Source organism: Ruegeria sp. C5, from assembly GCF_056537605.1.
Map to the genome: position 1 here is coordinate 1,097,063 of NZ_JBQFRX010000001.1, position 26,702 is coordinate 1,123,764.

The 26,702-nt window shown below is 55.2% G+C and carries 25 protein-coding genes and 3 pseudogenes; 4 read left to right on the forward strand and 24 right to left on the reverse strand.

The genetic code is table 11. From position 1 onward, the window contains the following. Positions 1-27: 27 nt before the first annotated feature. Positions 28-1,035: a LacI family DNA-binding transcriptional regulator gene (locus ACR0AW_RS05570; RefSeq protein ID WP_170733481.1), complete on the reverse strand. Its 1,008-nt coding sequence runs from the start codon at positions 1,033-1,035 to the stop codon at positions 28-30. Between the two features lie 109 nt (positions 1,036-1,144). Here ACR0AW_RS05570 and ACR0AW_RS05575 point away from each other — a divergent pair, with 109 nt between their 5' ends. Further along, on the forward strand, positions 1,145-1,264 hold the full coding sequence (locus tag ACR0AW_RS05575; RefSeq protein WP_480438862.1) for a GntR family transcriptional regulator: 120 nt from the start codon (positions 1,145-1,147) through the stop codon (positions 1,262-1,264). Positions 1,265-1,862: 598 nt separating this feature from the next. Here ACR0AW_RS05575 and ACR0AW_RS05580 read toward each other — a convergent pair. The 19 genes and pseudogenes from ACR0AW_RS05580 to ACR0AW_RS05670 all read right to left on the reverse strand — a co-directional run bounded on the left by ACR0AW_RS05580 (position 1,863) and on the right by ACR0AW_RS05670 (position 21,459). Next, a pseudogene (locus tag ACR0AW_RS05580) lies at positions 1,863-2,570 on the reverse strand (IS6 family transposase). 55 nt (positions 2,571-2,625) lie between these two features. Further along, positions 2,626-2,793: pseudogene (locus ACR0AW_RS05585) on the reverse strand (IS6 family transposase); the annotation flags it as partial. A gap of 83 nt (positions 2,794-2,876) precedes the next feature. After that, on the reverse strand, positions 2,877-3,884 hold the full coding sequence (locus ACR0AW_RS05590) for a LacI family DNA-binding transcriptional regulator (RefSeq protein ID WP_170733482.1): 1,008 nt from the start codon (positions 3,882-3,884) through the stop codon (positions 2,877-2,879). A gap of 5 nt (positions 3,885-3,889) precedes the next feature. After that, a complete protein-coding gene (locus ACR0AW_RS05595) occupies positions 3,890-5,059 on the reverse strand; it encodes a dihydrodipicolinate synthase family protein (RefSeq protein ID WP_170733483.1) in 1,170 nt (389 codons plus the stop codon). 4 nt (positions 5,060-5,063) lie between these two features. Continuing rightward, positions 5,064-5,372 (reverse strand): Dabb family protein, encoded by a 309-nt coding sequence (locus ACR0AW_RS05600; protein WP_170424020.1) that lies wholly within the window; start codon positions 5,370-5,372, stop codon positions 5,064-5,066. Positions 5,373-5,374: 2 nt separating this feature from the next. Further along, entirely contained in the window at positions 5,375-6,961 is a 1,587-nt protein-coding gene (locus ACR0AW_RS05605) for a GMC family oxidoreductase N-terminal domain-containing protein (protein WP_170635339.1), read from the reverse strand. A 16-nt stretch (positions 6,962-6,977) separates the two neighbouring features. After that, positions 6,978-7,736: a 3-ketoacyl-ACP reductase gene (locus ACR0AW_RS05610; protein WP_170733484.1), complete on the reverse strand. Its 759-nt coding sequence runs from the start codon at positions 7,734-7,736 to the stop codon at positions 6,978-6,980. Then, the gene (locus ACR0AW_RS05615) at positions 7,733-9,223 is read right to left on the reverse strand and encodes a GMC family oxidoreductase (protein WP_170733485.1); all 1,491 of its coding nucleotides are present in this window, start codon (positions 9,221-9,223) and stop codon (positions 7,733-7,735) included. The genes ACR0AW_RS05610 and ACR0AW_RS05615 overlap by 4 nt, the downstream gene beginning before the upstream one ends. Then, positions 9,220-10,332, reverse strand: a complete 1,113-nt coding sequence (locus ACR0AW_RS05620; protein ID WP_170612595.1) for a sn-glycerol-3-phosphate ABC transporter ATP-binding protein UgpC — start codon at positions 10,330-10,332, stop codon at positions 9,220-9,222. The genes ACR0AW_RS05615 and ACR0AW_RS05620 overlap by 4 nt, the downstream gene beginning before the upstream one ends. 6 nt (positions 10,333-10,338) lie before the next feature. Further along, positions 10,339-11,220 carry a carbohydrate ABC transporter permease gene (locus ACR0AW_RS05625; protein WP_068340098.1) on the reverse strand — a complete coding sequence of 294 codons (882 nt, stop codon included), beginning with the start codon at positions 11,218-11,220 and terminating at the stop codon, positions 10,339-10,341. Continuing rightward, positions 11,220-12,113 carry a carbohydrate ABC transporter permease gene (locus ACR0AW_RS05630; RefSeq protein WP_170376146.1) on the reverse strand — a complete coding sequence of 298 codons (894 nt, stop codon included), beginning with the start codon at positions 12,111-12,113 and terminating at the stop codon, positions 11,220-11,222. The genes ACR0AW_RS05625 and ACR0AW_RS05630 overlap by 1 nt, the downstream gene beginning before the upstream one ends. A 101-nt stretch (positions 12,114-12,214) precedes the next feature. Continuing rightward, entirely contained in the window at positions 12,215-13,465 is a 1,251-nt protein-coding gene (locus tag ACR0AW_RS05635) for an ABC transporter substrate-binding protein (protein WP_170733486.1), read from the reverse strand. Positions 13,466-13,521: 56 nt separating this feature from the next. Next, the gene (locus ACR0AW_RS05640; RefSeq protein ID WP_170733487.1) at positions 13,522-15,045 is read right to left on the reverse strand and encodes an aldehyde dehydrogenase family protein; all 1,524 of its coding nucleotides are present in this window, start codon (positions 15,043-15,045) and stop codon (positions 13,522-13,524) included. Positions 15,046-15,049: 4 nt separating this feature from the next. Next, positions 15,050-15,817: an enoyl-CoA hydratase/isomerase family protein gene (locus ACR0AW_RS05645; RefSeq protein WP_170733488.1), complete on the reverse strand. Its 768-nt coding sequence runs from the start codon at positions 15,815-15,817 to the stop codon at positions 15,050-15,052. Continuing rightward, positions 15,814-17,385, reverse strand: a complete 1,572-nt coding sequence (locus tag ACR0AW_RS05650; protein ID WP_170733489.1) for a CoA-transferase — start codon at positions 17,383-17,385, stop codon at positions 15,814-15,816. The genes ACR0AW_RS05645 and ACR0AW_RS05650 overlap by 4 nt, the downstream gene beginning before the upstream one ends. Continuing rightward, positions 17,385-18,386, reverse strand: coding sequence for a Gfo/Idh/MocA family protein (locus ACR0AW_RS05655; protein WP_170733490.1), 1,002 nt, complete (start codon positions 18,384-18,386; stop codon positions 17,385-17,387). The genes ACR0AW_RS05650 and ACR0AW_RS05655 overlap by 1 nt, the downstream gene beginning before the upstream one ends. 213 nt (positions 18,387-18,599) lie before the next feature. After that, positions 18,600-19,424, reverse strand: a complete 825-nt coding sequence (locus tag ACR0AW_RS05660; protein WP_170733491.1) for a TauD/TfdA family dioxygenase — start codon at positions 19,422-19,424, stop codon at positions 18,600-18,602. Between the two features lie 43 nt (positions 19,425-19,467). Further along, positions 19,468-19,875 (reverse strand): SMU1112c/YaeR family gloxylase I-like metalloprotein, encoded by a 408-nt coding sequence (gloA2, locus tag ACR0AW_RS05665; protein ID WP_480438738.1) that lies wholly within the window; start codon positions 19,873-19,875, stop codon positions 19,468-19,470. A 606-nt stretch (positions 19,876-20,481) separates the two neighbouring features. Further along, positions 20,482-21,459, reverse strand: coding sequence for a serine hydrolase domain-containing protein (locus ACR0AW_RS05670; protein WP_170733492.1), 978 nt, complete (start codon positions 21,457-21,459; stop codon positions 20,482-20,484). Positions 21,460-21,663: 204 nt separating this feature from the next. Between ACR0AW_RS05670 and ACR0AW_RS05675 the strand changes: the two genes are divergently transcribed. Then, entirely contained in the window at positions 21,664-22,644 is a 981-nt protein-coding gene (locus ACR0AW_RS05675) for a hypothetical protein (protein WP_480438740.1), read from the forward strand. Positions 22,645-22,752: 108 nt separating this feature from the next. Here ACR0AW_RS05675 and ACR0AW_RS05680 read toward each other — a convergent pair whose 3' ends face one another. Together ACR0AW_RS05680 and ACR0AW_RS05685 are read right to left on the reverse strand one after the other, a co-directional pair. Continuing rightward, a complete protein-coding gene (locus ACR0AW_RS05680; protein WP_170733493.1) occupies positions 22,753-23,157 on the reverse strand; it encodes a DUF4345 domain-containing protein in 405 nt (134 codons plus the stop codon). 28 nt (positions 23,158-23,185) lie between these two features. Next, complete coding sequence (locus ACR0AW_RS05685; RefSeq protein ID WP_170733494.1) at positions 23,186-24,013, reverse strand: NmrA family NAD(P)-binding protein; 828 nt, start codon at positions 24,011-24,013, stop codon at positions 23,186-23,188. Between the two features lie 137 nt (positions 24,014-24,150). On the opposite strand from ACR0AW_RS05685, the gene ACR0AW_RS05690 reads away from it, so the two are divergent. Then, positions 24,151-25,158, forward strand: coding sequence for an AraC family transcriptional regulator (locus ACR0AW_RS05690; protein WP_170733495.1), 1,008 nt, complete (start codon positions 24,151-24,153; stop codon positions 25,156-25,158). Here the strand turns inward: ACR0AW_RS05690 and ACR0AW_RS05695 are convergent. Together ACR0AW_RS05695 and ACR0AW_RS05700 are read right to left on the reverse strand one after the other, a co-directional pair. Further along, positions 25,125-25,598, reverse strand: a complete 474-nt coding sequence (locus tag ACR0AW_RS05695) for a GNAT family N-acetyltransferase (RefSeq protein ID WP_170733510.1) — start codon at positions 25,596-25,598, stop codon at positions 25,125-25,127. The two genes, ACR0AW_RS05690 and ACR0AW_RS05695, sit on opposite strands and share 34 nt — an antisense overlap. 66 nt (positions 25,599-25,664) lie before the next feature. After that, on the reverse strand, positions 25,665-26,402 hold the full coding sequence (locus ACR0AW_RS05700) for a class I SAM-dependent methyltransferase (protein ID WP_480438742.1): 738 nt from the start codon (positions 26,400-26,402) through the stop codon (positions 25,665-25,667). A gap of 6 nt (positions 26,403-26,408) precedes the next feature. On the opposite strand from ACR0AW_RS05700, the pseudogene ACR0AW_RS05705 reads away from it, so the two are divergent. Continuing rightward, positions 26,409-26,603 (forward strand): annotated as a pseudogene (locus tag ACR0AW_RS05705) (LysR family transcriptional regulator); the annotation flags it as partial. Positions 26,604-26,702: the final 99 nt, after the last annotated feature.

Consider the following 26,702-nt stretch of genomic DNA (forward strand, 5'->3'; position numbering starts at 1 on the left):
ATGGATGGTTGCGCGACCAATAATGCCTCAGGCCGACTCCCGCATGATCAAACGGCCCTCAAACAGTTTTTCCTGCCTTTCGGTCGGGGCCTCTCCCGTCTCGAACAATGCAAACAGGGTGGACACCGACCAATTCGCGATAGCTTCGTAATCTTGCGCGATTGTCGTCAGAGGGGGGCAAGTAAATCTGGAAAAAGGGTGATCATCGTGGCCTGCAATCCTGAGGTTACATTCGTGACCATGACCAACCTTAAAGCCAAGGCCATAGGCGGCTGACAAAAGACCAATTGCAAAGCGATCATTGCTGCACAGGATCGTGTTAGTGCTGAATGCTCCCTCGGATAAAAGCCGACCCCCTTCAACTTTTCCAATTTCCTCGAAGTCCCAGCCTTCTCCGTTTACTCGAAAAATGCTCGGCGTTTTACCGTGCCGCTCCATGCTTTCGATATAGGCTTGTCGGTGTTTGTTGGCGTTCGGGTTCAGAGGTTTCTTCATTTCGAAAAAGCAAGGCGGCTCGCCACTGCGGCAGAGGTACTCAACCATCAAGTCAACACTTTGAAAATGATCGGTACCAACAAATGCCCGTCCGACATTATGCATATTGGCGTCAAACAAGACGACCGGAATATCCGCATCAAATGCCTTTACGGCGTCTGTATCAGACAGCCTGCCGAATGGTGCCAATAATACACCCGCTGGTTTCAAGGATTTAAGCGAGTTAAGGTTATCTCGCTCCATTTCGGGATTACCGTGTGAACTGAGTAAAATCGGGCTGTAACCGGCCTCAATGCATGCAAGCTCCACACGTCTGCCGATCTCGGAAAAGAACGGGTCAGCTAAGTTAGGTACTATAACGCCAATGTTCTTGGTGGTGCGTCTGTTTTGGTTCATCGCGAAAACATTCGGATGATAATCATACTCTTCCAGCGCTGCTTCGATCTTTTTTCTTGTGGAAGCACGCACGCTTTCAGGATCGTTGAAATACTTCGAGACGGTAGGTCGAGAAATCCCACTGATAGCTGCAAACTCTTCCATATTTCGGATTTTACGTTGCAAATTTTACCTCACACCAAATTACAACCTATCGCGCGATAAATTTTGTCAAATTTAGTAGTGAATGACCTGCGATGTCAAGTTACGCGAAATGATCCTAACCGGCGAGCTGCCTCCTAGACAAAAACTCAAAGTTGAACAGCTTCGCGGGCTTCTGGACACCGGCGCAAGCCCTATTCGCGAAGCACTTACCTGCCGTTGGACTGTGTAGAACGATTGGCAACTGGTTATCGTTGGTGCGAAGGGACGGTTTGGTTCGCGTGCGGACGAGCTTGCACGATAGGAAAGACAGCCTCATTTCGCAAACCGGGCATTGTGACATAGTTGAGTGCAAGGGCAGCAAGCTGCCCTTGCTTGATTTGCTGTTCAGAAAGGAACCCGATGGTGTGAAGGCGGTGGGCGTTCAATCTGTGGCGGGGGGCCGACGTCCTCCCTATGGTAATCCGGCAGTTCAGCTAGCTTGCGCAGAAGAGGCCGTTCTTTGCTGGATTGTAAGGCAAGTACAGCATCCAGCCGCAGCAAGAGGCCACGCGACCGTTTGAAGGGGATGTATAGTGATAAGGTTGGCATTGTTCTCTATGTTAATGATGGAAAGCCGCCACGTGAAGAAAACACAAAAAAGGCCGCTCACGAGGCGGCCTTCAGATCGGTAATCTGTCAGACCGCTTTAAGGGGCTACTGCGCCTGCCGCGCGAAGCATCGAGGACTGAAAATTCAGCATTTCTGATCTCCTATATCAGGGTTTCCAGTTCTGGAGGTGCTGTCAGACGAATTCGAACCAGTCTCAGTTTGCCGCGGAAACCGCGAGCCTATCCGGAACAAAGTCGACGCCACCCGGCGAGAGCAGCGCTGCGTGTCAGCTTGAAGGTGTCTCTGCTGGCAAGCGATCTTTCCTGGTTGAAGTGGTTGTAGACGTAGGAATGGATGGAGACGAATTTCTGCAAACTTCGCATGCGCCTGAAACGCTGCATCGCGCGTTCGCGTCGTCGAAACGGTAGGTGCGAATTCTCGACGCGCTTATTGAGCCACCTGCCCGTCTGCTGTTTTTTGAGCGCGCCCATTTCTTTGAGCGCAGCCTTGTAGAAAGCGAAGCGATCTGTGACGATCTCTTCGGCGCAACCGTGCCGCTTCATCAAATTCTTGAGGAATTTCAGTGCTGCAGCTTTGATTCGGCGTTTGGTGACGAGGGCCTCAAGCACTTCACCTTAGTGATCGACGGCACGCCAGAAGTAGTGGCGTTTGCCGTTCACTTTCACGAATACTTCGTCTACGTGCCACTTCCATCTTGAAAAGGCACGGAGTTGCTGAACCCGTTATATTCGGATCTCTGATGCATACATCGGGCCGAACTTGTTCCACCAGTATCGGACGGTTTCCTGGCTCACGTCGATGCTTCGCTCGTGCAACAAATCTTCGACATTCCGAAGCGAGAGCGGGAAACGGATGTTCAGCATCACCGCAAGGCGGATGATCTCGGGACTGGTTTTAAAGTATTTGAATGAGGCAGGCCTGGTCATGGGCAAAAGCTACACAACAACCCTACCCCGCTCAATCAAAGTTCTTCTGACAAGACCAATAAGCACATTGGTGGAAAGTTTCGGAACTCACTTCGATGCCAAACTTTTGCAGCAGATCTTCGAGATTTCGAAGCGAGAGCGGCAATCGATTGTATAGCGTCACCGCAATGCGGATGATCACGGGACTAATTTCAAAGATTTTGAAAGAGGCAGGTCTGGTCATGGCAAAAGCACGCGACCGCTATGTCCCGCTCAACAAAAGCTCTTCTGACAAGACCTCTCGACAAAGGCTGGTATAGTCTTTTGCTACACCGTGTCTTTCGTAGTTTGCCTCAATACCAAGCGCGTTGAAGTCCGCGTGGGTTGTGCTGGCGTAGCACCATCTTGCAACCACTGCAAAACAGTGTCCGCAACTTGTTCTCCAAACTCAGAGACGCCGCAATGTACGGTAGACAAAGCTGGCCAGCATTCTGATGCTTCCTTGATGTCGTCGAAACCGACAATCTGAAACTCCGTGCCAATCTTTACCTGAGTTTCATGGCAGGCATTAATCATCCCAAAAGCAACAAGATCATTGAAACAGACTGCGGCATCGCACGCAGGATGCTCTTTGAAGAGGTTGACCGTTGTTTCATGTCCAAATGATCGGCTGGATTCCCCTGTTTTTACAATAGGCTGCAAGTGGTTGTCTTTCATCGTACTGATATAGCCGGACAGTCTTTCCTGAGTGACTTCGGCACCATCCAGACCACCGACAAAGGCGATGTTCCGCGCGCCCGTTTCGATCAGATACTGCGTTGCCGCGCGTCCGCCCTCTGCGTAATCAGGGGCGATAAAGGGAAATCTGCCTGTTTCGCTTTCAACCCGTCGCAAGACTTGCATCAACGGAATGCCAGCTCGCTCTACCGCGGAGAAGGTGTTTGTGACATCGCCATAAGCAGGCGATAGGATCAAAGCAGAAACACCGTGCTCAAGCATCGCGCCCACCACTTGATCCTGAAGTTCGGGGTCTTCGTTTGTGTTCGCCAATACGACCGCATAGCCTCGGGACGCCAGCGCCATCTGCAACGAAGTCGCAAACTCGGTGAAAAACGGGTTGGTCAGGTCGTTTATCACCAAACCTATTAGCGCCGTTCCCGTGGATCGCAGATTTGCCGCCGATCGGTTATAGACATACCCGATCTCTTTCATCGCGGTATGGACGAGCTTGCGTGTCTCCGGCTTCACCTGCGGACTGCCCTGCAACACAAGGCTTACCGTCGACTTGGAAACGCCCGCCGAGTTGGCGACATCTATGATCGTGGGTCTTCGCATTCAGGCTATTGTTCAACTCCATGCAAGCTGAGAAGCGTGGTCATCCGTGCTTTAGCCAGTTCAGGGTCTGAGAGTAAACCGGCCTGATCCGCCAATCTGAATACTTGCGCGTAGTGGCAGATGTCACGGCTGGATTGGAACCCACTCGGCATGATGAAATGGGACTGGGCTCCGTTCAGCCATGCCAGATAGGCAATCCCGGCTTTGTAGAACCGCGTCGGAGCCTTAAAAATCTCTCGACTGAGGGGAATAGTCGGTGCGAACAGCGCGTTGTAGCGATCCATGTCGCCCATAGCCAACGCCTCAAGCGCCTGGCTGGCGGCGGGGGCGATAGCAGCGAAAATGCCGAGCAGAGCGTGGGAAAAATGCGCTCCATCCCCGGCAATAAGCTCGGCGTAGTTGAAATCGTCACCAGTGTAGAGGCGCACGCCGTCCGGCAAACGTGCGCGAAAGCATTCTTCATGTGCCTGATCCAACAAGGATATTTTTATCCCATCAACCTTGGCGGGATTTTCGTTGATCAGGGACAGTACAAAGTCGCTGGCCGCGTCGATATCCGTGCTACCCCAATAGCCCGTCAATGCAGGATCGAACATATCGCCCAGCCAGTGCAGGATTACAGGCTCCGCAGCCCCATCGATCAGCGCGCGGTATACATCATGGTAGGTGTCCGGACCTGCCTTGATCGATGGGAAGGCGCGTGACGCCATGAGGATCAATTGCCCTCCGGCGGCTTCGATCGCCTCGGCCTGATGCTCGTAGGCTGACAGGATTTCACCTGCTGTGTTCAACGCGCTTAGAGGCAGGTGATCAGTCCCTGCCCCACAAGCCACCCGAGGCGACAACGGATGCGCCTGCGCAGCCTTCATTGTGCGCTGGATCAGCTCCAGCGCGGTCTCCCAATCGACGCCCATACCCCGTTGTGCGGTATCCATGGCTTCGGCCAGACCCAGCCCCTGATCCCAGAGTCCCTGACGAAATCGCAGGGTCGCTTCCCAATCAACTGCGGGACGCCCCTCCCAGGGATTACGTTCCGCCAGCGGGTCTGAAACCACATGAGCCGCCGCAAAGGCCGTGCGCGTCAGAGGCACCTGCGGCTTGCGCGGTACTAACGGCTTTCCGGTCAGCGCATAGGGTTCCAGCTGCCCCTCAGGATTTGGCAAAATCAATTTCACTGTCTCAAACCTCCAAATCCAGAACCAGAATGCCGTCGATGCCACCCACGGCGTTCTCAACCAGTTGCGCGCCCAGCGCTTTGTGCGTTTCGTTGTTCTGATAGGCCTCCAGCACGCCCCAATCGTTGAAGTCGATCACAAACCCATGCATGTATCCGCGTTCGATCTGCTCGGGGCTCTCACTGCGGCCCCCGGTAAACCCGCTGGCCCCGGGAAGGGCCTTGGACACGTCCTCGAGACCTTTGTAGATGGCTCCGATTGTCTCCTCGGTCACGTCGGCGCGGAATTTGGTCAGTACGATATGGCGGATCATTTTTAGAAACCCTGATCTTGTTTGATCATGTCGGAAGCTTTTTCCCCGATCATGATTGTAGGTGCATTGGTGTTCGATGAATTCACTGTCGGCATAATCGACGCATCCGCGACGCGAAGCCCTTCGATCCCATTGAACCGCAGGCGCGGGTCCAGAACGGCTTCGGCATCGCTGCCCATACGACAGGTACCAGCGCAGTGGTGCGATGTTTTGGAGTGTACACAGATATAATCGAAATACTCCTGCTCGGTCCGCACGTCCGGGCCCGGCAAACGTTCTGCCAAGATGTACGGCTTCAACGCATCCTGAGCGAGGATGTTCTGCACCAGCTTCAGGCCCCGAATGGACATCTCGCGATCGTAGGGATCCGCCAGATAGTTGGGATCTATCAGCGGCATCATCGCAGGGTCCGAGCTTTGCAATCGGACGGATCCGCGTGACCTGGGTCGCAGAAAACAGGCGTTCAGTGTAACCCCACCGTTGGGCATCGCCTCGACCCCTGCCTCAATGCCGGTACCAAGCCCTAGATGCATCTGAAGGTCCGGCGAACGCGCATCCGGGTCTGCGTACCAGAACCCACCCGTTTCGAACAGGCTGGACGCGACCGGTCCCTTGCGGGTGAAAAGGTATTGCAGGCCTGCAAAAGCTGAAAGGTGCAGCTTAGCAAAACGGTCGTAGGTGTGCGGGCCGGTCACTTCGCAGATGGAATACAAATCCAGATGGTCCTGCAAATTCGCGCCCACCTGCGGCTGATGAAAAACTGCGTCGATGCCAAGGCTGTCCAAATGATCCGCCGGTCCAATTCCCGACAGTTGCAACAAGCGCGGCGAACCGATGGCACCTGAGGACAGAATGACCTCTTTCGCGGCGGAGATCTTGTCCCCGTTCATCATCTCGACACCAGTCGCCCTGCCCTTGTCCACCATAATGCGGCGGGCCTGTGCGCCAGTGCGCACTGTCAGGTTCGGGCGGCTGCGGTTCGGCGCGATAAACGCCATCGCAGCAGAGGATCGTCGCGCATTGCGCTGGGTCAGCTGATAGTACCCCGCTCCATCTTGTTTGGCCCCATTCACATCGCGTGTTTCAGGTATCCCCACTTCCCCAGCGGCCTTGATGTAGGCATCGCAGATTGGCAAAGGGGCTGCGGGCATGGACACGCCCAGCGGTCCGCCCTTGCCGTGAAATTCGTCGTCGTAGGTGTCGTTGTCTTCGGACTTTTTGAAATAGGGCAGCACATCGGCATAACTCCACCCCTCGCACCCCATCTGTCTCCAGTCATCGTAGTCCTGAGCTGCACCCCGCGTGTAGATTTGCGCGTTAATTGCAGAGCCTCCGCCGATCACCTTGGCCTGGGTGTAGTTGAAGACCTTGTTCTGCATGTGCTTTTGCGGAACCGTGGACCAGCCCCAGCTGCCGATACCCTTGGTCATCTTCGCGAACCCGGCTGGCAGGTGAAAGAACGGGTGACGGTCGGTGGAGCCAGCCTCTAGCAACAACACACGCGTCGATGGTTCTTCCGAAAGACGCGCAGCGATCACCGAGCCTGCCGAGCCGCCACCAATGACAATGAAATCATATCCTTCAGACATTCTTGTGTGCCCTGACTTACAGACGTGAAATCGACAAGCCGCCATCCACCGGGATGGCGGCACCGTTCGCAAAGTGCATGTGCCCTTGAACCAGTGGGACGACAACTGACCCAATATCCTCGGGCTCACCCCAGCGTGCCGCGGGAACAAGACCGCCCTCGATACGGTCGGTATACTTGTCGCGCACGCCCGCCGTCATCTCGGTCGCGATGATTCCCGGTCGTAGCTCAAAGACACCGATGCCTTCGGGGGCCAAGCGTACTGCGAACAACTGAGCCATCATCGCTGCGGCCGCCTTGGACACGCAGTAATCGGCGCGTTCGATCGATACCATTGTCGCGCTTACAGAGGTGACAAAGGTGATCGAACGATAGGTATCTTGCGTCTGCTCCAACATGCGCCGGGCCACCTCTTGCGCCAGAAAAAACGCGCCACGCAGGTTGATGTTCTGCACGAAATCCCAATTCTCGGGCTTCAGGTCCAGCATGTCACCGCGCACTGGCGCCCCTACGCCTGCATTGTTGATAAACGCGGTGATCGGGCCCAAATCGGCTTCGATCTGATCCAGTAGCGCCGGAACGTGATCAATGTCGGACACGTCGTGCTGCACATAAATTGCGCTTGGGCCAAGCTCTGCCAAAGTCGCCTCAACGACCGGTTTGTAGGGCGCCGAGCGAGAGGCTATTGCGACCTTGTACCCTGCGGCGATCAAGGCGCGCGCCACCCCGAGTCCAATGCCCTGTTGTCCTCCGGTCACCAATGCTGTTCCGGTCATGCGGCAAACTCCGTTTCAATAATGTGACGACCTGCCCGGAGTGCGAGTGCGGCTATAGTAAGAGCCGGATTCACTGCCGCAGATGTCGGAAGAACTGACGCGTCGGCGATGAACAGGTTCTTGTGGTCGTGGCTGCGGCAGAACGTGTCGACGACACTGCTTGCCGGGTCATTACCCATCCGCGCTGTGCCGCATTGATGCGACGGAGTGCACCGATCAAATGGTCGCGACAGTACCACAGGAAACCCCGCCTGCTTCAGATGCGCCTTTAGCCGCGCAACCAAGGCCTCGTGCGCCGCCCAATTCGAGCGTTTCCAGTCCAGCGTGATTTGGTCTCCTTCGACCGTCACCCGGCTGTCTGGGTTCGGCAGGTCTTCGGACATGGCATAGAAATCAAAGCTGCGATTGGCGATTAGCGCTGCAATTGGCCTCGGCAGGCTGGTTTGCGACGAAAGGATCGGCCCGGTGATCTTTCCCAGCATCTGAATATTGCCCAATGGCAAACCACCCTGCCCGCCGCTGTTGTAATAGTCGTTAAACATCAACGTTTTCTGATAGACCGCCCTATTTCGACGCAGCGGATGAAGGGCCAGCACCGCCGAACAATTGTGGTTCATAAAGTTCCGTCCGACCTGATCGGACCGATTGGCAAGACCGGTTGGACAATTGTCGTTCGCGGACTGCAGCAACAGTGCCGAGGACTGTACCGCACCTGCTGCAAGCACGATGACCTGCGCATGCAGGGTACCGTGACCATCAACTTCGACACTTGTGACACGACCAACGGCATCAGCCTTCAATTTTCGGACACGCGCGTCAGTTAAAAGCTCGACATTCCTATGCTTCAATGCCTCGGCGAGGGCACAGGTTTCGGCGTCCATTTTGCCGCCGCATGTATTGGGAAACGCATCCCAAGTTGTTTGCCCAGCCCGCAACCAGGTTTCAATATCCACGCCCAACGGCACTGAGGATGGCGTCAGGCCTGCGTGGCTTAGCCGGTTCCTCAGGTTTGCAATATCAACCTCATCCGGCACAGGTGGGTGCGGGTAACCCCTACTGTGCGGCGGTTCGGTGGGGTCCTCTTTGGTGGTCCCACGTGCGTCGTAAAGCTGTTCCGCGGTGGTGTAATCCGCCTCAAGCTCTTCATAGGGCATGGGCCAGCCGCGCGAGTAACCACCCATATGCTGACGCGGCTCAAAATCCTCTTTCCGATAGCGTATCAAAGCTGCGCCGTAGAACTTAGAATTTCCACCAACGCAGTAGTAGTTTCCGGGGTTAAAAGGTTTGCCTGCACCGTCCAGCCATGTTTCATCGGGACGAAAGTGCCCATTGACAAAGATCGCTTTTGGGTCTCGATCCTGCGGTGAGGGCTGCAACCGCTCTCCTCTTTCAAGGATCAGAATGCGGCGACCGGACGGGGCCAGCGCAGCAGCCAGCGTTGCCCCCCCGATACCCGACCCAATGATTATGACGTCAGCTCGATTCATGGAAGGATCCGCATCTCGCTTTCGGGATCAAAAGCCACGGCCTTTTCCATGTTCACTGCAAAGTTGAAATCCTGACCCGGTGCCACTTCGGCATCCGAACGCATACGCGCGATCACATCCCGTCCGCCCAATTGCATCGAGACGAAGGTGTCCGATCCAGCGGGCTCCGTCACCACGATACGGTTGGCCATCTGCGCGATGTTCGACGACTTTCGATCCGCGCCATCCATATCGGTGATAGTCTCTGGGCGGATTCCCAACAAGATCTCGCGCCCATCCCATGCGGCCAAGTTGTCCTGGCTGAACGGAAGTTGCGCCATAGATCCGTCATGAACGGCGACCTCTGCATGAGGGTGGCCATTCAAAACCGTAACCTTGGCCGGTACCACGTTCATCGCAGGCGAGCCCATGAATGTTGCAACGAAGATATTCGCAGGCATGTCATAGATTTCCTGCGGCGTACCCAGCTGTTGGACATAACCGCCGTTCATCACGGCGATCCGGCTTGAAAGCGTCATCGCCTCGATCTGGTCATGCGTCACATAGACGATGGTGGTCCCGAGATTTTGATGCAGCTTCTTGATTTCGGTTCGCATGTCGACGCGAAGCTTGGCATCGAGGTTCGAGAGCGGTTCATCGAACAGAAAGACATCAGGGTTCCGTACTAACGCGCGACCCATTGCAACCCGCTGGCGCTGACCGCCCGACAACTGACCGGGCTTACGATCCAGCAACTGCTCGATCTGTAAGAGCTTGGCAACTTCTTGCATCGCTTTGTCGCGTTCAGGCTTGGGCACACCATGCATCTCAAGACCGAAAGTGATGTTCTGCCCGACCGTCATATTGGGATACAAAGCATAGCTTTGGAAAACCATGGCAATGTTGCGGTTGGACGGGTGCACCCCGTTCATCACCTGATCCTTGATGCGGATTTCGCCGCTGGTGATCTCTTCCAGCCCCGCGATCATGTTCAGCAGAGTGGATTTGCCACAGCCCGAGGGGCCGACCAGAACCAGGAACTCTCCTTCCTGCACCGAGATGTCGACTTTGTGCAGAACCTCGACCGCCCCGTAGGATTTGGTCGCGTTGTCTATGTCTAGAAAACCCATGAGGTCTTATCCTTTCACCGAACCCGCCATCAGGCCGCGGACGAAGTATCGACCGGCCACGATGTAGACGAGCAGAGTTGGCATGGCCGCCAGAATGGCGCCTGCAAAATGAACGTTGTATTCCTTCACACCGGTTGATGACTGCACCAGATTGTTCAGTGCCACCGTCATCGGTTGGCTGTTGGCATCGGCAAAGGACGCGCCGAACAGAAAGTCATTCCAGATGTTGGTGAACTGCCAGATGATCGAAACCACGGCGATCGGCCCGGAACTGGGCAGAAGAATGCGCCAGAAAATCTGGAAGAACCCAGCGCCATCAATCTGCGCCGCGCGGATCAGCTCGGTCGGGAACACAGCGTAGTAGTTGCGGAAGTACAGCGTGGTAAAGCCAATCCCGTAGACAACGTGGACAAGTGCAAGACCCCAGGTGGTGCCTGCCAGCCCGATTATGCCCAACATCCGTGCCATCGGGATAAGAACAATCTGGAACGGGATGAAGCAGGCGAACAGCATCAGACCGAATAAGATGGTGTCGTACTTGAAGCGCCATTTGGTCAGCACATAGCCGTTCAACGCCCCAAGAATGGTCGAGACGATCACCGCCGGAACCACCATCTTGATCGAGTTCCAGAAGTAGGGCTTCAGCCCTGTCGGATCGACGCCGATCTGCGCCGAAGACCACGCCTTGAGCCACGGCTCAATCGTGAATACCTGCGGCAGGTTCATCATGCCGCCGCCGGTGATCTCTTCCAATGGCTTCACCGAGTTCACCAGCATGACATAAAGCGGCAGCAGGTAGAACAGACCGAACAGAAGCAGCACCAGATATATCAACGTGCGCGTAACGCGGCCCGTTCGGATTGCGGTATCCTGAGTAGCTTGAGACATCAGCGTTTCTCCCGCAATTCGGCGTAAAGATACGGGATCATGATCGCGGCAATGGTCATCAGCATGATCGTGGCCGAGGCCGCACCGATCCCCATCTGGTTTCGCGTGAACGTGTAAGAATACATGAAGGTCGCGGGTAGTTCTGTGGCGCGACCGGGGCCACCCCCGGTCAGGGCGATGACAAGGTCAAAGGTCTTGATCGCCAGGTGGCTGAGGATCACGAAGGCCGACAAGAAGGCTGGTCGTAGTTGCGGGATAATGATCCGGCGATAGAGGTTCCAGTTCGACGCGCCGTCCATCTGCGCAGCCCGCAGAATTTCATTGTCGATCCCACGCAGGCCAGCCAGAAACATTGCCATCACGAAGCCGCTCGTCTGCCAGACGGCTGCTAGAACAACTGTGTAGATGGCGTAATCACGGTTTTTTATCCAGTCGAACTCGAAGCTGGTCCAGCCCCATGTGTGCATAACGTTTTCCAACCCGATGCCAGGGTCAAGGAACCACTTCCAGGCTGTACCGGTGACAATGAAGCTCAGAGCCATCGGATAGAGGTAGATGGGACGCAGCAGCCCTTCCCCCCGGATTTTCTGATCAAGGAAGATCGCCAGACCCAGGCCGATACAGGTGCAGATCACGATGTATAGGCTCGCGAAAATCCCCATATTGATCAACGAGGTTTCCCAATGGCTCAGCCGCCACAGTTTGTCGTAGTTTTCCCATCCGACCCATCCAAAGGACGGCAGGATGCGACTGTCGGTGAATGACAGGTAGACCGAAAACAGAATGAACCCGTAGACAAAGACCAGCATCATCGCCAGCGACGGTGACAGGACCAGCTTGGGTATCCAGTTCTGAAGGCGTGTCTTAAAATCCGCGTCGGCTGAAGCAGCCATGGCGCGCCCTCCTCGTTCGAGTCGTGTTAGATCGGAGCTTTTGCGCCCGTTTGGTGACAGGGCGGCCAGACCGCCGCCCCATCGGGAGGATCACTTGTGGATCACTTGGCGATCGAAACGGCGTCAACCAGTTCGGTCACGGCATCTTCGCTGCCGTACTCGCCGTTAAAGTGGGCGGTCACCACGTCATAGACGGCGTTCTTGACTGACGCGGGCGCGGCATGTCCGTGTGCCATCGAGCCGAACAGGTTGCCTGATGAAGCCGCGGCGGCCAAATCTTTCATGCCCTGCTGACCACACGCATCCAGATCGCTGCCATCCACGTCAGTACGAGCCGGGACAGAGCCCTTCACCTTGTTAAAAGCAATCTGGAAGGATGGCGACAGGATCGCGCTGGCCAGCGCGGCTTGCTCGGCCGATACCGAACCGCCCTGATCAAACATCATGAACTGGTCAGCGTTGAAGGTGACCTGATCCTGAGTACCCGGGAAGCGGAAGCACAAAAAGTCTTCGCCCGGCACTTTGCCCGCGTTCAGGAATTCGCCTTTGGCCCAATCACCCATCATCTGGAAGCCGGCTTCGCCGTTGATGACCATCGCTGTCGCCAGGTTCCAGTCTCGACCCGAGAAGTTCTCATCCACGTTGTCGCGGATAAAGGCCATACGGTCGAACGCTTCTTTCATCGCGTCGCCACCCAGCGTTTCCTCGTCCAAGTCGATGAAGGCCGCTTTGTAGCCGTCAGGCCCCAGCGTCGACATCGCGATAGCATCGAACACGGTCGCGTCCTGCCATGCCTGACCACCATGCGCGATCGGAGTGACACCAGCAGCTTTCAACGCCTCAACTGCGGCGACGAATTCGTCCCAGTTGGTGGGCTGTGCAATGCTGTTGGCGTCCAGCACCGCCTTGTTAGCCCAGACCCAGTTGGTCGAATGCACGTTCACAGGGGCCGAGACCCATTTGCCGTCATGCTTGGCGAAGGCTTTCAGCGCATCTGGGACGACGTCATCCCAACCTTCCTGGGCTGCCACTTCGTTCAGATCGGCCAGCGCGCCCTGATCGGCCCAGTCTAGAATGTCAAAGCCCAGAGCCTGAACGGCTGTTGGAGCGTTGCCTGCGGTGACGCGTGCGCGCAGAACGGTCATCGCCTGCTCACCACCGCCACCTGCAACAGGCATGTCGGTCCAGCCGATGCCCTGTCCGGAGAGGTCGTCCTTGAGAACGTTCAATGCTGCAGCCTCACCGCCAGAAGTCCACCAGTGCAGAACTTCCACGTCTTCAGCGTGCGCAAGGCTGGTCGTGCACAGTAGACCTGCCACAAACAGCGATTTTGTCTTCAAAAATTTACGCATTCTTGTTTCCTCCCTTAATGCGTTCTTCTTATTCGGGACCAATCCGGTGCCCGGCTTTAGTCTTGCGGAACCCATGGCGCTCGGTTGTTGCCGATGCGCATGACCACTGATTTCACTTCGAAGAATTCCTCGAACCCGTAACGTCCGATTTCCCGCCCCTGCCCGGATTGCTTGAACCCACCGAATGCAACCTCGGGGAACCCGTCCATCCAGGTGTTGGTCCAGACCGTTCCCGTTTCTGCACGACGGGCGAATTCGAGGCAGGTGTGAACGTTTTCGCTCCAGACTCCTGCCGACAGACCGTAAGCGCTATCATTGGTTAGCGCGATTGCTTCGTCCAGTGTTTTGAACGTCAAAACAGACAGAACTGGTCCGAATACCTCATCCCGGGCTATTGGCATGTCGGGCGAGACATCAGAAATCACCGTCGGCTGGTAGAACTGAGCGCCCAAGCCTTCGACCTCCAGCGGCTCACCACCCAGATCAATAGTTGCACCCGAAGCCTGCGCCTGCTTGACGTACGCGTCGATTTTTGAGTTGTGCTCGGACGTTACGATAGCACCAACCTGCGTCGTCTGGTCCAGAGGATCGCCGAATTTGACTTTGCGCGACAGGGCAACGACACGCTCACGGAAATCGTCGGCTATGTCTTCGTGCACAATGATGCGACTGCTTGAATTGCAGCACTGGCCAACATTGAAATAGACACCAAACACAACCGCATCAGCGGCTGCATCCAGATCGGCATCGGGAAAAATGACCTGCGGGTTTTTGCCCCCAAGCTCTAGCGCGACTTTCTTGAGCGTGTCCGACGCAACTGCGCTGATCGTCTTGCCCACGGCTGTTGAGCCCGTAAAGCTGATCATGTCCACGCTGTCATGGCTCGACATCACACTGCCAACGGGAACTCCGTAGCCCAGAACGATATTGCATACACCGGCGGGCAATCCAGCTTCGACCAGCAACTCGCCCAGCATCAAGGTTGTCGACGGTGTCATCTCAGACGGCTTCACAACAACGGTGCAACCAGCCGCCAACGCGAAGGGCAGCTTCTGACTGAGAATCCAGAAGGGGAAGTTCCACGGCGTAATGATGGACACGACACCGATGGGTTCCTTCAGCACGATACCCATCATGTCTGCGCCAAGAGTGTTGTGGCTGTCGCCGTGTGTGCTGCGTGCCAATGAGGCCGCATAGCGCCAAAGGTCTGCTGCACCGCCGACCTCGCCCTTGGATTGGCTGATCGGCTTACCGCTTTCCAGCGTTTCGATCAGCGCGATCCGGTCGACATTCTGCTCAATCAGGTCGGCAACCTTCAGCAAAACGGTGGCCCGTTCTTTGCCTGATGCCCGGCTCCAATCACCGCTGTCGAACACCTTGCGCGCCGCCTGGATCGCGGCCTCGGCTTCAGCCTCGCCACCCAAGGCCGAACGGCTGACGATGTGCCCGTGCGAGGGCGAGCGCCGTTCGAACGTCTCACCCGATGCGCTATTCTGCCACCTGCCATCGATGAGATGCCGACCTTCGAACAACGGCGGCAACTCGAACGGGATGGCAGGGTTGATGGTGATATCTTTCATATTGTCAAAGGCCAGAAAATGTGGGGTTACGTTTTTCCATGAATGCGGCAACGCCTTCTTCGCGGTCCGCTGAGGCGGCAATCGCTGCGCTACCAAGGGTTTCGACCACGGCATGAGTGTCTTCACCGACCGCTGCATGGATCATGTTTTTTGAGATTTCGGTGGCGCGAGGCGAAAGTTCGCTAAGTTCGGCGGTGATCTCAAGCGCGCGCGCCAGAACGTCGTCAGTCGCCTCGGTCGCAAAGCCCAAGGCCACGGCGCGGTCAGCACCAATACGGCGCCCAAAGAGTGCCATCTCTTTCACCGCAGCTTCGGGGATCAGCCGGGTCAACCGCTGTGTCCCGGACCAGCCGGGTACAATCCCAACCCGAGCTTCAGGCAAAGCCAGCGTGGACCGCGGGGTCATCAGGCGCAGATCGCAGCAACTGGCCAGCTCTAGCCCACCGCCGAACGCATGACCGTTGATCGCAGCAATTGTTGGCTTGCCGATCCGCGCCAGGCGGTCAAAGATGCGATGTCCATCACGGACCCAATGGCGCGCGAATTCAGCGGGGCTCAGACCACCCCAAGCGCCAATATCGGCCCCACAACAGAACGCTTTTTCACCCGCGCCCGTCAGAACAAGCGCACGAATAGACACGTCACGCTCGACCTCTGTCAGGCCAGCTTCCAGCGCGCGCAGTATATCTACAGTTAACGCATTGAGCTTGGCCTCGTTGTCCAAAGTCAGGACGGCGGTTGCACCCTCGATATGAATGCGCAGTTTGCTCAAAGTGTCATCCCCATCGAGCCAACTGCGAATAGCGACTTGGGCATCTGAACCGCGTTTTCCGCGACTTTGACGCGACCGCCTGAAGCTTCGACAATATCGCGCTGCACCTCAATGCCGGGCATGATTTCCGTCGCGACCAGCCCCTGATCCGTCAGGCGAATAACGCAACGCTCGGTTACATAGAGCACATCCTGACCGGTTTCCCGGGCACGGCGGCCCGAGAATGTGACATGTTCGACCTGATCCACCATCTTGGTGAATTTTCCTGGGGCATTCACACGGATACCATCCTCCGCCAGATCAATCTTGGCGCCAGCTTCGAACCAGCCCGAGAACACGATCTTTTTGGCCCGCGCGGTGATATCGACAAAACCGCCGCACCCTGCTGTCAAATAGGGTTTTTTACCAAGTTTGGAGACGTTCACATTGCCTTCGACATCGACCTCGAGGAACGAGAGGAACGACATATCGAACCCGCCGCCCTGGAAATAGATGAATTGCTGTGGTGACGGCACATAGGCATGCGCGTTGGATGCACACCCAAAGGCAAAGCCGGTTAGTGGGACACCACCGACGGCCCCCTGTTCAATCGCCCATGTCACCGCCTGAGGATGGCCCTCTTCCAACAAAACACGCGGGACCATAGCGCTGATTCCAAAGCCCAAGTTGGCGCTCATGCCGCTGCGGAGTTCTTGAGCGGCGCGACGCGCGATGACCTTTTCGACGCCATGCTCGGCCAGTGAAAAGCTGTCCCAAGGGCGCATGATCTGGCCAGAAATCGAAGGATCATAAGACGTTTCAGTCGTTTGCATCTGCTCCGGGTCTTCAACGATCAGGTCGACCAGATGCCCCGGCACGCGCACTTCATGGGGGCGCAGGCTTCCGGCGGCAGTCACACGTTGAACCTGTGCGATCACGATCCCACCGTGGTTGCGGACGCAGATCGCTTGCTCTAGCCCGCCCAAATAAGCGCCTTCATGCTCATAGGTCAGGTTTCCGAACTCATCCGCTGTGGTAGCGCGCAAAATACATACGTTCGGGTTGATGTTTGGGAAGTGCAGCCAGGTCTGACCGTCGAACTCTCTCCGGTTCACGATGGGCGTTGCCGCGCCACGCGCATTCATCGCGCACCCTTCGCGGACAGGGTCCACGAAGGTTTCAAGCCCGACTTGCGTCAGAACACCAGGCCGATGCGCTGCGGCCTCGCGATGCATGTCGAACAGAATTCCCGACGGCACGTTATATGCGGCGACCCGATCCTCGACGATCATTTTCCAGATTTCCGGCATCTCAAGGCTGGAAGGGCCCGACGGGTAAGATCCGGCAAGAACGCGGCTTAGCAATCCATCCTGCGCCAGATAATCCATGCCCTTCACGCCATACATATCACCGGCGGCTATAGGGTGCAGCGTTGTAATGTTGCGCGGATGCCCTTCTGTGCGAAACCGTTCTCCAAGTGCCTTCAGCACGAGGTTAGGGCACCCGAGCGCAGAGGACGACGACACGGTGACAACCGCATTGTCTGGGATACGAGAAACGGCCTCGGAAACGGAAACAAGCTTGGTCATCAGAAACCGCCATAATCTATGTTGATACGTTCACCCGACGCTGCGGCCTCACGAACGCTCAGCGCGATTGACAGCGATTTCACTCCGTCAGGTCCGTCGGCAGCAGGACGGCCTTGTCCCGCCGCTGCGGAGACAAATTCCGAAACGCCTTGAACATAGAGAGAGTGGTCCGAAAACGGAATCTCTTCGCTTCCGGCTTCAGTCACCAGTTTTATTGCCCCAACAGGGCGCTGCGTCATGACGCCATCCGCAAAAATCGAGCCCTTGGTCCCGTGCACTTGCAGGCCCGACCCGGCAAAGGGGTGCGTAAAGCTTTCGTGCGTCGTGACCATCGCCCCCGATGGCATCGTCCACACGGACATGCACGAGTCTTCGACCCCCTGCCCCATCCCAGAGCTGGCCATTTGCGCGACGACGGAAATCGGGTCCTCATTGAGCAGGAACCGCGTGACATCCGCATCATGAACGACGATGTCGGGGATCACGCCGCCGCCGGCATCTGCTGAGTTAATGCGCCACCCCTGTAGGTTCCCGGGCAAATGTACCGCGTGATGTATACGCAGCGAAAGAACGTCGCCGACGCGACCGTCTGCAATGAGATCACGAATGGCACGATGGCTGCCAGAGCATCGCAGGTGGTGATTTGTACCAAAAGTCACGCCAGCCGCTTCGGCTGCGCGCACCATTTCGACAGCTTCCGCTTGCGTCATCCCGAGCGGCTTTTCACATAGAACATGCTTACCAGCCGCGATGGCAGCCATCGCCTGACCATGGTGCTTCTCATTTGTGGAGGAAATGTAGACGGCTTTCACGCCGTCGTCAGACAGCGCCGCGTTCAGGTCTGTGGTTGCATTGGGAATTCCGTGCTCCTTAGCCCATGTTTGCACCCGGTCAGGGGAATTGCTGACGACCCAGGTCACGTCGTTGCTTGCCTGCTGACGCACCGCGTCCAACATATATTGCGAAGCTATAGTGCTCGCTCCGACAAATACCCAATTCATCTGACCTCCCCAAAAATTGGAACGTTCCAAAAAAATTAGTGGAACGTTCCAATTTTGGCAAGAAAAAACTCTATGCGCGCCTTAAAGTTCAGAAAACATGTCTAAAAACGCGACGTTAGATGCCTCATCCAAAACGATCATAGGGAACCGAAGAGATTCACGGCGTGCCGACACTCTGACTGAGTCGCAGAAATTCGCCGAGCGCCACTTGCATCAATGCGTCAGAGCGACCCCTTCCACGGTCACCCTGTGCATAAGACGTCGAAACCCATGGTAGTCGTTGATCGCCTTGTGCCACGTCGCTCTGTTATCCCAAATGGCGATATCCCCTTCCTGCCAACGCAGACGACATTGGAATTCAGGCTGCTTGCAGTGATCGTAAATCATACCCAGCACCGCGGCAGACTCATCCGCGCTCAAGCCTCTGATTTCGGTCGTGAACACGGGATTGACGAACAACCCTCGCCTACCGCTGAGAGGGTGCGTGATGACCACGGGGTGCAAAGCGTCTTGCGTGGCAGCTTCGGCGTTACCCAAACGGCCGCTTTTTGCGGCTTCTGTGTCCATGATGCTGGCGCCAAAGACATGGCGAGAGGAATGCACCGCCCACAAACCATCTAAGAAACCACGCATCGTGGGCGACAAAGCTTCGTAGGCAGCAGCCATCGACACAAACAGCGTGTCGCCACCCTGGGGCGGAACCTCTAGGGCGTGCAGGATCGAGCCCATAGCAGGCTCCTGATCATAAGAGTGGTCAGTATGCCACCCCTCTCCCACAGCTTCTTTCTGATCCTTCTCTTTCAACACCATGGCAATCTCTGGGTGGCCGTCAACCGGTTTGAAAAATCGGTTCACGTTGATTGGGCCGAACTTTCTCGCAAAGGTCAGATGCTCTTGTGGACTAACGCTTTGGCCCCTCAGTGCGATAACGGAATACTCTGCGAAGGCTGACTTAATTGCGTCGAATTGATCTTCACACCGGATGTCCGCCCCGACGATTTCCGCACCCAATCCACCCGTGAGAGGTTTTACTTCCATGCGCCCTCCTCCCTGCTTCGCTCAGCCTAGAAGACGAGACATATCACTTCAATGCAATCGGCTTGGCTTCATACAACTCCAATGGAAGCTCGTCCGGATCGCTGAAGAAAGTGAACCGATGGCCGGTATATTCATCGACACGGATGTCTTCGACGAGGACACCTTTCTGTTCCAGACTGTCTTTCAGCGCCTCGACATCATCCACAACAAACGCAAGATGCCGCAGACCTCGCGCTTCGGGGCGAGACGTGCGTTTGGGCGGGTTGGGAAAGGAAAACAGTTCAATCTGAGAACCGTCCGGCAACGCCAAATCCAGCTTCCAAGATTGCCGCTCAGCCCTGAAATTCTCAGCAACAATCCTCAAACCAAGCGTCTCTGAATAAAACGCCTTGGACCGTTCATAGTCCGAACAAATGACTGCAGCATGGTGGATTGCTTTCAGACTGGTCACGGGCCTGTATCCTTATTTAATCAATTAGCTAAGCCGAACTCTTGAGGTATTTCTTCGCTTCATTTTCAAAACTGATCGAGAAAACCAAGAGGCGTTTGGCCAAATTTGGCAACCGAACAATACAGGAAAACAAAGCAGTATTCATCAAGCGTCTGTGGGCTCAACGTCGTTGTTTTAGGCAACTCGTGCCGGTGGCAGGTCGCGATTCGAGACACACCTTAAATACCAAGCTTCGTGAGCTCTGAGTTGAGCGATTATGCCGCCAAACTAGGCTGTCTACAAACTCGTTTGAAACAAATGAGTGTTGCTCTAAGACAAATTCGAAGCGGTCTTAGTTGCGCCAATTGGGAGTGTCCTCAATGCCGCGCACGGATCGCGCCACTCAAGCAAGCCAAATCTGAACGGGATCTTTGACCGACATGACTGGACCGGCAAAGCGAGATTTTGGAAACATAGTAAAGCTGGCCACCGCCTCTTTCACCTTTCAAAATAGCAATTTAATCGGCGCTCCTATTGCTCCACCGCCCACGGAAGACGAAGGCTGTTTGATAGTTCAGCGCCGTCCAGGCCAAGCGTGACCAACTCTAAGCAGTGTTTATGAAACGTCTAGGTAGCATTCAAAATCGGACCATCTAACAATCTGACCAATTCTCCAAAATAGCCTCCAGAACGCGCCGGACGCGTAGGATCAGATGTAATTGCGACAGCAAGGTTTCGATCAGGATGGGCCGCTATGATTTGGCCCCCATATCCACGTGCCAACTCATAGCCTGAAGGGGACAGAAACCAGCCATAGCCGTAATCCAAACCGGAGAAAGGCGAACGGCCGTGTGGCTTGGTCGATTCCAAGACCCAACGCTCAGGAATGATTTGCCTATTGGCAAAAGCCCCGCGGTCCCGAAGCAGGACCGCGATTTTCAACATCGATCTTGGCGTAATCGCCATCTCATTTCCACCCAAGTAGTAGCCCTGTGGATCCCTCGTCCAAGCAGGTATCTCGATACCAAGCGGTGCACCCAGCCTTTCACGCGTCAGTCTCAATAGGCTTTGTCCGGTTGCAACGGTCAATGCTGCACCAAGCACATGGGTCGATCCGGTAGAATAGAGCATCTGCTGTCCGGGCTCAGCAACCATCGGTCGTGTCAACGCGTCTGCGATCCAGTTGGGAGAGTTGATCCATTCTCCGTAGTTGCTGCCCGAAGTTCTTTCGAGCCCTGCGCGCAGCGTCACCAGATCCTCCATCGTAATGCTTTCGGAACCGGCTGTCGTATTAGCGGGCAAAAGCCGTGGAGCGACCTCCTGCAAGGTGGATTCTACAGATGGAATTTCCTGCCGGTTAATCGCTGTCCCCAGCAACAAAGCCACGATGCTTTTCGAACAAGACTTAATATTGGCCGGCCTATCCAGGCCTGCACCCTGATGGGCCTGCGCGAAAATGACATCGTCGCCGCGTTGAATTTGAAGTGAATGCAACTGCGGAAGACCGCTGATTGCATCATTCAGCGCCACCGTTCGTCCCCGCGCAATATACGGAGCACAAATTGCGGTTGCGGTAACCAACAGGAGCTTTCGACGTGTGATCATGGCCTTCATTTGGAAGCAAATCTCGGAATGTCCAGACACCTACGCAACATCCCAAGATTTATTGTCCAAGATGTAAGAAAGCTTCCACAACGAAAAGTGGGATTTGAGGCAACGGGAGGCTTCGTTCGTACAATTGACCAGCATCCTTGCGTTTACGAATTGTGTTAGACTGACCCCGAGGACATTCTAGCAGGAGATCTCCCGTTGCTAACGAATTCACTCCGTCTCGCACTCTCGGTCATAACAATCGCCATGTCGGTGGGTACCCTACCGGACCGCGCCAATGCGATAACGCAAGATGTTCCAGCGTGGCTACAAAAGCACGTCGGTACAGGTGAGGGGCAAATCGCGCCAATCGTTTTGGAAAGGGCACGAGCGCTTTACATCAAGAAACTACGCCGAGGCGAAGTCAGGAACCCTTGCTACCTTGCCAAGGATGCGACCCGCCCCAGCACTGCAAGTAACGGCAATCCGGGCAAGCGTTTTTTTGTCATCTGCGAGTCACAAAAGTCCTTCCGAGCGGTTTCGTCCGGCTATGGCAATGGCAGAAAACTCCTGCGCGCCAATTTTTCGAATGGCCGACAATGTGCGAAGAACTTCAGCAATGCAGAGGGCTCTAAACTAACCGCCGGAGGTGCCTATGTGACGGCTGAAACCCGCACGTCCTTCAAAGGTTACCACAGTCATTCCGGCAAAACGCAGCCTTTCTACCGCACGTTTCTTTTGTTTGATGGTGAAGGAGAAACGAGCAATGCTCGCGAGCGCGCCATCGGAGGCCATCCGGCTGTCTTCCTGAAGTGGCAGTGTAGGTTCAAAAAACCTAGAAGCACTCATGCAGACAACGACGGTTATGTCCCATACGGAAAACTTGTGAACTACACTGGTGGTCGTAGCAATGGTTGCACAACCTGGTCACAATCCGCCTCAAAAGAGATTTTGGCGCTTGTAGAAGGGAACCCGACGACCCTCTACATCTACCCAGAATCCAAAGACATAAACGCTGTCACCAAAGCGTTAAAAAAGGGAAAATCACTTTCTCGAGCTGGAGTTTATTGGAACGCAGCTTGCCTAAAAGCGATTGGCGCACCAAAGTTTTGGCCCAAAAGTAGCCTCCAACCTATCATAAATAGTTGGAGAGCATCCTTGCCTAAACAGCCACCACTGGAATTGCCGATCTGCAAGTAAACTGCAAAGCAGACCGTTGGCGCGCTACCCTTCAAGCCTTTCTGCTGTGGGCTCGATGTTGACTTTCAGTGAGTTTCACTCAATGTCTGCTTTGCGGACAAAGCCGTCTTAGGCCGGCGCTGCAGATTTCGCATTTCCACCGACAACCCACAAACACAACACCGCAAGCAAAACCTCTATCGCAAATGCGGCAAGAATGTTATCGGATGGCCAACCATCGAGGACGAAACTGATTGTTCTGCCCACGGCGAAAGCTGAGAAAACCGTAGCCCCAAGCAAGGCTGAGGCCTGGACCAACTTTTGGTAAAATGCTCCGCCTAAAATGATCAGGCCAAGTACCGAGAGGTTGGCAGCAGGTGCACGCAACTCACTCATCAGGTTTGGCTGCGGCGAGAGTACGATGCCGTAGTTGGCGTAGAAAGACTGTGGGTCCAGAGTGATGGCCAGACCTACGGCGAATGCAGTTAATCCGGACATGCCCAAGATAAGTCTGCCTCTAATTTCAAGTTTCATGTTTGTCTCCAATGTCCCTTGGCCTGGCTTATGCGGCTTTGGTCCACGCGCCAGACATTTCAGCTTTGTTTGCGAAGTCGGCGAAGTCGCGTGGCGCGCGTCCAAGCGCACGCTGGACCCCGTCCGCGAGGTTCGCATTGCGCCCGTCCAGCGTTTCACGCGCGATGTCCGTAATCACATCAGCCATCATCTCGCCATTCGCATGCGCGATTTCCGCGTGGAAGTCTTCGAATGAAATTGGCAGGTATTGCACAGTCCTGCCCATGGCGCGCGAAATCTCTGCGGCCATGTCGGCAAACGTCATGAGACGTGGTCCCGTGACCTCGTACAGTTCGCCATCGTGTCCTTCTTCTGTCAAAGCAGCTACGGCAACATCGGCGATGTCGTCCACGTCGATGATTGGTTCGCGTACATCGCCGGCGGGCATCGGCAAGACACCTGCCATGACCGGACCAAGCAATGCCCCTTCAGAGAAGTTTTGCGCAAACCATGCAGCACGAACGATAGTGAACGGAACTCCGGAATTGCGTACGACTGCTTCCGCTCGTTCCGCATGCAACTCGCCACGCCCGGTTAGCAGCACAAGACGCCGTAGTCCCTTTTCACGAGCCAATGCTGTGAACGCTTCGACTTGCTCAACCGCGCCTGGAAAAGCGATGTCAGGAAAGTAAGAAATATAAGCAGACGAGACGCCTTCCAGGATTGCGGGCCAGCTCTGCGGTTGGTCCCAGTCAAATGGCGTTTCACTGTTCCGCGATGCGCGCCGGACTGCCTGCCCTTTTTTTTCCAGACGTGTCGCGATCCGCGATCCGGTTTTGCCTGTTGCGCCAAGTACAAGAATGGGCTGCTGTATCATTGGTCATCTCCATGAGTTCACTTGATGGCCCGAAATTAGGCAATAAATAGAGATGTTCTATTCTTCAGAATCCGGAATTCTTATTCGATCGTCCAAAGTAAATAGACGAAGAGCTAAATTTCAGCCAAGGTCCCCACATGAACAAGGTTGAACCGCATGTCCCTGACCCAGATGCACTGGCACAGCCGATCGGCGATCCGCTGGGGGAAATCCTTCATTTACTTAAATTGACAGGTACATTCTATTGCCAGTCTCGCTTGACTGCACCGTGGGGCGTATCGATACCGGGATTTCCCGGCGTACTGAGCTTTGCGGTCATCACACACGGGCGGTGCTTGATGAAGGTCGGTGACGATGACCCGTTCGAGGTCGAAAAAGGCGATCTGGTCTTGATGACCAACGGAGCACCGGTCGGTTTCTTTAGCTCAGAAGACACGCCGCTTTTGTCGCTGGAGGAATTGCCCATTCGCAAGGTAACCGAGCTTTATGAAACACTGGAAAACGGCGGCGGCGGCGCGGAGACGGGCATCATGTACGGCTTGGTCCGAATAGATCACGCCGCCAGTGATATGTTGATGTGCTTGCTTCCGGATGTACTCAAAATCGACCCTTGGGAGGAGGACGCCGGAAGCTGGTTACAGGCAACTTTGCAATTCATCGCAAAAGAGGCGCGGGAATTGAGACCGGGCGGCGAAACCGTGATCACGCGACTGGCCGATGTGGTTGTCATTGAGGCCATTCGTCGTTGGCTGAACAGCGCACCCGATGCAGATCGAGGCTGGTTAAAAGCTGCGCGAGACCCGCAGATCGGGCGCACGATAGTCGCAATTCACCGTACGCCTGCTGCGGCTTGGACAGTCGAGTCTCTCGCGGAGGTTGCTGGTATGTCCAGATCCGCTTTCGCGGCACGGTTCACTGAGTTGGTAGGCGTTCCAGCAATACAGTATCTTGCAACGTGGCGTATGCACCTGGCCAGTGAAAGGTTGGTGTCCACCGATCAACCTATCTCGCAGATTGCTTCTGACATCGGATACTTGTCAGAGCCTGCGTTCAACAAAGCCTTCAAACGGGTATTTGGCGCACCACCGGGAAAAATCAGGAAGAACAGAGTTCACTCCGTATCCCGGCGAAACTTGAGAAACTGAGCATCTTCGTATTCGATCTCGCCGATGTGTTTGGCAACGAGTTTCCGGAGTGCACCCAGGTTTTTTCTACTTGGTGGCAGCAGAAACGTGACAAAGGGGATACGTTTGTCAGCGATCGCAAAGTCGATTGCCATTTTGGAAATCCGTTTCCCAAGTCCAAAGGCGTCGGGCCGCAAAACCAACCCAAAATCCCACTCGCCACCTTCTTTTTGAAAGCCCCCCCAACCAACATACCGACCGCCTGACAAAAACGCCCAATGTCCAAGACCGTCCCGCGCCCAGTAGCCTTCCTTTTTGGCGATAAATTCTCTTGCGACCTCAACATTCCATTTGAACGTCAAAAGCGGCATATGCTCTGCTACCCGGGGGTCGGACATATGAACCGAAATGTCATTCGGGTCGATTTCCGAAAGGCGCGCAAATGAAATCCCATCTTTCATCATTGTACTCATTTGATGGCCCGAGATGTCCCTTGCATGCAAAGTAATTCTGGCGCGAATACTGTTTCACAGCTTTCTCGCGACAATGTACCGGCTCGGCAACAACCCGGCTTGATCCGCTGTCTCAACGATATCGAAGCCCGCACGTTCAATAGCGTGCTGGAGTTCAGCAACGGATACAAAATTTACGAACGGAGCTTTCCCGAGCGCCTGCATAATCGGGATCGCTATTCGGCTGATTATGCCATATTTGAACCCTCCACTCTCTGGAGCGCAGACGGTCTTGGAAATGAATACCCCACCGGGTTTTGCAAGGGTCGCAATGTGTTCGAGTGCATGGCCCATATCGGGTACAAGGTGCAGTAGATTATGTGCGAGGACAGCGTCGTAAGAACCGTCGTCAGGATCGTGCTGTAGAACCTCGGCCACTTTGAACGTGACATTCTCCAACTCTTCTTCAGCGAGTTTCTCGTTTGCGATTTCGATCATCCCCGGTGCGAGATCGGAGGCGGTGACTTGAGCCACATGCGGTGCCAGTAGCAACGCGGTTGACCCCGTTCCACACCCGATTTCCAACACACTGTCTTCGGCTTGCAGGTAGGACTTTGAACGTTCGAGCGTGTTCAGATACCCTTCCATGTTCCGGATAGGATCAGCCGCATATCTGCGCGAAATCTTGCTCCAGAACTCGGCATCATTGGACAATGCAGCCATCTTTGATCTCTCTTTCAAACTTTTCACAGCGGCCAGTAAATTAAAACGCGATTCTATGGAATTGCCAGATATTGCAGAACTGTTATGCATTAATGCATGAATTGGAACGCTATCAATTTCGATTGGAACCAGGCTCGGTCCTTTCTTGCAACGGCAGAAGAAGGTTCGTTTTCCGCGGCAGCGCGCGTGCTTGGGCAGACCCAACCAACCGTCGGTCGGCAAGTCGCCGCGCTGGAACAGGCGCTCGGCGTCATCTTGTTTGAAAGGGTTGGCAAGTCGCTTAATCTGACAATCCCTGATCCTTTTCGGATCGGTTTCTGTCGGCAATGTCGTAAAGCTTTTCGCGAGCAGCGCCATGAAAAGGGTGCTGTCAGACGAATTCGAACTCGT